Below are 1,530 nucleotides of genomic sequence, written 5' to 3' on the forward strand. Positions count from 1 at the left end.
GGGTCAGCATCGGTGCCTGGGCGTGTTCGATATAGGACCCCTGGTTCACATCGCCGCCAAAGGCGCCATAGATCAGCACCTGCCCCAGGATCGCTTCCGTCCGGCCCCGGGCATGGTGGGCAACCGCAGCGCAAAGATTCGCACCGGCGCTGTCGCCCGTCAGGACAATACCCTTGCCATAAGCCGCCTCCACCCACTCCAAAGCGGTCCAGGCATCCTCGAAACTGGCCGGGTGCTTGTGTTCAGGTGCCAGGCGGTAATCCACGGCCACCACCCGGTAACCGGTCTGGGCGCAGATCTCGGCGCAGACATCGTCGTGGCTGTCCAATCCGCCAACCACAAACCCGCCGCCATGGCAGAACAGCACCGTGCGGGTCGGATCGCCTGCGGTATAGACCCGGACCGGCACACCATTGGCCGAGGTGTCCGTGACCGAGACCACATCCGGACGCGGCACCCGGAACTCGCGTGCCATGCAATCGTAGATCCGGCGCTGCTCCTCAATGGACATCTCAACGGCATCATCGGGATAAAGCTCCCCGGTCTTCTGAATGAAGTCCCAGGTCTCCTCGTCGATCAGCCGTTCATAATCCATCCGCGAGCCTCCCTGCGTGCCTGTTTTCAGAGCCTAGGCAGAGATTCCCGCAAATGGAATGCCTGAATGAAAAAGCGCCCCTGAGGGCGCCCTTTATCTCACGTTTGCCGGCCGGTTCAGGCCGCCGCCGGCTCCCAGGGCCGGGTGAAATTATCCAGAACACCGGAGATTTCAGGCTCCGCACTGCCATTGGCCGCCACCTGAGCCACCAGACCGCGCTTCTTGTCATCAATCACGCTGACAACCCGCGCGGCCAGTCCGGCCTTTTCCAGCGAACCGTTGTAAACACGGGTGATCGCATGTTTGCGCAGATCCGGCTTGAACACTTTGCCCACGGCGGTTTTCGGCAGCTCATCCAGCACCGTCAGATGCTTGGGGATCGCCGCGCGTTCATGCACATGGATCTTGCAGTATTCCAGCAGTTCCTCCTCGCTGACCGAGGCGCCGCCCACCAGTTCAACAAAGGCGCATGGCAGCTCGCCCGAATGGGCATCCGGCTGGCCGATTGCACCGGCAAATGCCACCGCTTCATGCCCCAACAGAGCTTCTTCGATCTCCGCCGGGTCGATGTTGTGGCCGCCGCGGATGATCAGATCCTTGGCGCGCCCGGTGATCCACAGGTAGCCATCTTCGTCGATCCGCCCCAGGTCGCCGGTGCGCAAGTATTTGTTCTGATAATAGAGGTCTGCGTTTTTGTCAGCTTCGGTATAGGTGTTGCCAGGGTAAACGCCGGGGTTGGAAATGCAGATTTCCCCCACCTCATCGGCACCGCATTCCAGCGGGCCATCCGCGGTCTGCTTGATGATCCGCACGTCCGTATAGGGGAGCGGGATCCCAACCGAGCCAACCTTCTTTTCACCGCCCGGAGGGTTGCAGGAAACCAGGCAGGTCGCCTCGGTCAAGCCATAACCCTCGACAATGGTCACACCCGAAGC

General features: G+C 61.4%; 2 protein-coding genes and 1 pseudogene. All 3 read right to left on the minus strand.

Annotated features, from left to right (window positions below; all coding sequences use genetic code 11):
- The coding region (locus A2I95_RS36970) for an alpha/beta hydrolase (RefSeq protein ID WP_291737454.1) at positions 1–595 on the minus strand (595 nt) is incomplete at its 3' end.
- A gap of 116 nt (positions 596–711) precedes the next feature.
- A complete protein-coding gene (locus A2I95_RS36975; RefSeq protein ID WP_367153204.1) occupies positions 712–1,257 on the minus strand; it encodes a hypothetical protein in 546 nt (181 codons plus the stop codon).
- A gap of 66 nt (positions 1,258–1,323) precedes the next feature.
- Positions 1,324–1,506 (minus strand): annotated as a pseudogene (locus A2I95_RS42715) (AMP-binding protein); the annotation flags it as partial.
- Between the last annotated feature and the right edge of the window lie 24 nt (positions 1,507–1,530).

This window comes from Leisingera sp. F5 (assembly GCF_001593695.1).